The organism is Streptomyces sp. ISL-87 (genome assembly GCF_018614095.1).
Lineage (GTDB): Bacteria > Actinomycetota > Actinomycetes > Streptomycetales > Streptomycetaceae > Streptomyces.
This window is the reverse complement of record NZ_JAGGOY010000098.1, coordinates 1-5,241: the sequence shown is the minus strand read 5'-3', so window position 1 is coordinate 5,241 and position 5,241 is coordinate 1. Positions and strand designations below refer to the sequence as shown.

Annotated in this window: 2 rRNA genes; both read right to left on the bottom strand. The window is 56.9% G+C overall.

What is annotated here, in order from left to right:
• Window positions 1-32: 32 nt before the first annotated feature.
• Window positions 33-3,155: ribosomal RNA gene (locus J7I97_RS30890) — 23S ribosomal RNA — on the bottom strand.
• A gap of 287 nt (window positions 3,156-3,442) precedes the next feature.
• Window positions 3,443-4,967: ribosomal RNA gene (locus J7I97_RS30885) — 16S ribosomal RNA — on the bottom strand.
• Together the 16S and 23S rRNA genes form the textbook arrangement of a ribosomal RNA operon.
• Window positions 4,968-5,241 lie beyond the last annotated feature (274 nt).

Genomic DNA, 5,241 nt, shown 5'->3' with positions numbered 1-5,241 from the left:
CTTCAGAACTAACACAGTGGACGCGAGCAACTGAGGACAAGCCCTCGGCCTATTAGTACCAGTCAGCTCCACCCGTTACCGGGCTTCCACATCTGGCCTATCAACCCAGTCGTCTACTGGGAGCCTTACCCTCTCAAGGAGGTGGGAATACTCATCTTGAAGCAGGCTTCCCGCTTAGATGCTTTCAGCGGTTATCCCTCCCGAACGTAGCCAACCAGCCATGCCCTTGGCAGGACAACTGGCACACCAGAGGTTCGTCCGTCCCGGTCCTCTCGTACTAGGGACAGCCCTTCTCAATATTCCTACGCGCACAGCGGATAGGGACCGAACTGTCTCACGACGTTCTAAACCCAGCTCGCGTACCGCTTTAATGGGCGAACAGCCCAACCCTTGGGACCGACTCCAGCCCCAGGATGCGACGAGCCGACATCGAGGTGCCAAACCATCCCGTCGATATGGACTCTTGGGGAAGATCAGCCTGTTATCCCCGGGGTACCTTTTATCCGTTGAGCGACGGCGCTTCCACAAGCCACCGCCGGATCACTAGTCCCGACTTTCGTCCCTGCTCGACCCGTCGGTCTCACAGTCAAGCTCCCTTGTGCACTTACACTCAACACCTGATTACCAACCAGGCTGAGGGAACCTTTGGGCGCCTCCGTTACCCTTTGGGAGGCAACCGCCCCAGTTAAACTACCCATCAGACACTGTCCCTGATCCGGATCACGGACCGAGGTTAGACATCCAGCACGACCAGAGTGGTATTTCAACGGCGACTCCACCATGACTGGCGTCACAGCTTCAAAGTCTCCCACCTATCCTACACAAGCCGAACCGAACACCAATATCAAACTGTAGTAAAGGTCCCGGGGTCTTTCCGTCCTGCTGCGCGAAACGAGCATCTTTACTCGTAGTGCAATTTCACCGGGCCTATGGTTGAGACAGTCGAGAAGTCGTTACGCCATTCGTGCAGGTCGGAACTTACCCGACAAGGAATTTCGCTACCTTAGGATGGTTATAGTTACCACCGCCGTTTACTGGCGCTTAAGTTCTCAGCTTCGCACGCCCGAAAGCGCACTAACCGGTCCCCTTAACGTTCCAGCACCGGGCAGGCGTCAGTCCGTATACATCGCCTTACGGCTTCGCACGGACCTGTGTTTTTAGTAAACAGTCGCTTCTCGCTGGTCTCTGCGGCCACCCCCAGCTCACGGAGCAAGTCCGATCACCAGTGATGGCCCCCCTTCTCCCGAAGTTACGGGGGCATTTTGCCGAGTTCCTTAACCATAGTTCACCCGAACGCCTCGGTATTCTCTACCTGACCACCTGAGTCGGTTTAGGGTACGGGCCGCCATGAAACTCGCTAGAGGCTTTTCTCGACAGCATAGGATCATCCACTTCACCACAATCGGCTCGGCATCAGGTCTCAGCCTTAATGAGGGACGGATTTGCCTACCCCTCGGCCTACACCCTTACCCCGGGACTACCACCGCCCGGGCTGGACTACCTTCCTGCGTCACCCCATCGCTTACCTACTACAAGTCTGGTTCGTCGGCTCCACCACTTTCCTTTCCCCGAAGGGTCCGGAACGGCTTCACGGACTTAGCATCGCCTGATTCGATACTGGGCGTTTCAAAGCGGGTACCGGAATATCAACCGGTTGTCCATCGACTACGCCTGTCGGCCTCGCCTTAGGTCCCGACTTACCCTGGGCAGATCAGCTTGACCCAGGAACCCTTAGTCAATCGGCGCACACGTTTCTCACGTGTGTATCGCTACTCATGCCTGCATTCTCACTCGTGAACCGTCCACAACTAGCTTCCGCTGCTGCTTCACCCGGCACACGACGCTCCCCTACCCATCACAGCGGGCGTTGGCCCTATTGCTGCAATGACACGACTTCGGCGGTACGCTTGAGCCCCGCTACATTGTCGGCGCGGAATCACTTGACCAGTGAGCTATTACGCACTCTTTCAAGGGTGGCTGCTTCTAAGCCAACCTCCTGGTTGTCTCTGCGACTCCACATCCTTTCCCACTTAGCGTACGCTTAGGGGCCTTAGTCGATGCTCTGGGCTGTTTCCCTCTCGACCATGGAGCTTATCCCCCACAGTCTCACTGCCGTGCTCTCACTTACCGGCATTCGGAGTTTGGCTAAGGTCAGTAACCCGGTAGGGCCCATCGCCTATCCAGTGCTCTACCTCCGGCAAGAAACACACGACGCTGCACCTAAATGCATTTCGGGGAGAACCAGCTATCACGGAGTTTGATTGGCCTTTCACCCCTAACCACAGGTCATCCCCCAGGTTTTCAACCCTGGTGGGTTCGGTCCTCCACGAAGTCTTACCTCCGCTTCAACCTGCCCATGGCTAGATCACTCCGCTTCGGGTCTAGAGCGTGCAACTCAATCGCCCTATTCGGACTCGCTTTCGCTACGGCTTCCCCACACGGGTTAACCTCGCTACACACCGCTAACTCGCAGGCTCATTCTTCAAAAGGCACGCAGTCACGACCGTTGTTCCGAAGAACAACGGCGACGCTCCCACGGCTTGTAGGCACACGGTTTCAGGTACTATTTCACTCCGCTCCCGCGGTACTTTTCACCATTCCCTCACGGTACTATCCGCTATCGGTCACCAGGGAATATTTAGGCTTAGCGGGTGGTCCCGCCAGATTCACACGGGATTTCTCGGGCCCCGTGCTACTTGGGAGATTCTTAAGCAAGCCGCTGATGTTTCGTCTACGGGGGTCTTACCCTCTACGCCGGACCTTTCGCATGTCCTTCGACTACATCAACGGTTTCTGACTCGCCGACCGGCCGGCAGACCGATCAAAAGAATTCCCACAACCCCGCATGCGCAACCCCTGCCGGGTATCACACGCATACGGTTTGGCCTCATCCGGTTTCGCTCGCCACTACTCCCGGAATCACGGTTGTTTTCTCTTCCTGAGGGTACTGAGATGTTTCACTTCCCCTCGTTCCCTCCACACTGCCTATGTGTTCAGCAGTGGGTGACAGCCCATGACGACTGCCGGGTTTCCCCATTCGGACACCCCCGGATCAAAGCTCAGTTGGCAGCTCCCCGGGGCCTATCGCGGCCTCTCACGTCCTTCATCGGTTCCTGGTGCCAAGGCATCCACCGTGCGCCCTTAAAAACTTGGCCTACAGATGCTCGCGTCCACTGTGTAGTTCTCAAGCAACGACCAGCCACCCATCACCCCACCAGACAAGCTGGCGAGTTCACTGGGGCCGGCATCGCGAAGATAAGACCTTACGGCCGTACCCTCAGACACCCAACAACGTGCCAGGCACCAGACCTCCTCCGTATCCTCTTTCCACGCCGAAGCAGTACTCGAGAGACCATCAGATGACCTGGTGCCAAATAATCAACGTTCCACCCATGAGCAACCGTGCGAGTCATTCGCTCGCAGTCGGCTATATGCTCCTTAGAAAGGAGGTGATCCAGCCGCACCTTCCGGTACGGCTACCTTGTTACGACTTCGTCCCAATCGCCAGTCCCACCTTCGACAGCTCCCTCCCTTACGGGTTGGGCCACCGGCTTCGGGTGTTACCGACTTTCGTGACGTGACGGGCGGTGTGTACAAGGCCCGGGAACGTATTCACCGCAGCAATGCTGATCTGCGATTACTAGCAACTCCGACTTCATGGGGTCGAGTTGCAGACCCCAATCCGAACTGAGACCGGCTTTTTGAGATTCGCTCCACCTTGCGGTATCGCAGCTCATTGTACCGGCCATTGTAGCACGTGTGCAGCCCAAGACATAAGGGGCATGATGACTTGACGTCGTCCCCACCTTCCTCCGAGTTGACCCCGGCGGTCTCCTGTGAGTCCCCATCACCCCGAAGGGCATGCTGGCAACACAGGACAAGGGTTGCGCTCGTTGCGGGACTTAACCCAACATCTCACGACACGAGCTGACGACAGCCATGCACCACCTGTATACCGACCACAAGGGGGGCACTATCTCTAATGCTTTCCGGTATATGTCAAGCCTTGGTAAGGTTCTTCGCGTTGCGTCGAATTAAGCCACATGCTCCGCTGCTTGTGCGGGCCCCCGTCAATTCCTTTGAGTTTTAGCCTTGCGGCCGTACTCCCCAGGCGGGGAACTTAATGCGTTAGCTGCGGCACCGACGACGTGGAATGTCGCCAACACCTAGTTCCCAACGTTTACGGCGTGGACTACCAGGGTATCTAATCCTGTTCGCTCCCCACGCTTTCGCTCCTCAGCGTCAGTAATGGCCCAGAGATCCGCCTTCGCCACCGGTGTTCCTCCTGATATCTGCGCATTTCACCGCTACACCAGGAATTCCGATCTCCCCTACCACACTCTAGCTAGCCCGTATCGAATGCAGACCCGAGGTTAAGCCTCGGGCTTTCACATCCGACGTGACAAGCCGCCTACGAGCTCTTTACGCCCAATAATTCCGGACAACGCTTGCGCCCTACGTATTACCGCGGCTGCTGGCACGTAGTTAGCCGGCGCTTCTTCTGCAGGTACCGTCACTTTCGCTTCTTCCCTGCTGAAAGAGGTTTACAACCCGAAGGCCGTCATCCCTCACGCGGCGTCGCTGCATCAGGCTTTCGCCCATTGTGCAATATTCCCCACTGCTGCCTCCCGTAGGAGTCTGGGCCGTGTCTCAGTCCCAGTGTGGCCGGTCGCCCTCTCAGGCCGGCTACCCGTCGTCGCCTTGGTGGGCCATTACCCCACCAACAAGCTGATAGGCCGCGGGCTCATCCTTCACCGCCGGAGCTTTCAACCCCCGCCCATGCAGGCAGGAGTATTATCCGGTATTAGACCCCGTTTCCAGGGCTTGTCCCAGAGTGAAGGGCAGATTGCCCACGTGTTACTCACCCGTTCGCCACTAATCCACCCCGAAGGGCTTCATCGTTCGACTTGCATGTGTTAAGCACGCCGCCAGCGTTCGTCCTGAGCCAGGATCAAACTCTCCATGAATGTTTGCCAGTAATCCGGCGCACACACACTTAGAGCGGGTCAGTCATGTCGGAATATGACCGACTGACCACTGCGTCCTCGCTGTGTTGTTGCCTGCAAGCATCACCCGAAGGCGACCTCACAGGTCTTTTTCAAAGGAACCTCATCCACCGAAGTGGACGGGGTATCAACTTCTGGCGTTGATTTTTGGCACGCTGTTGAGTTCTCAAGGAACGGACGCTTCCTTTGTACTCACCCTCACGGGCTTTCCTCCGGGCTTTCGTTCTGTGTTCTT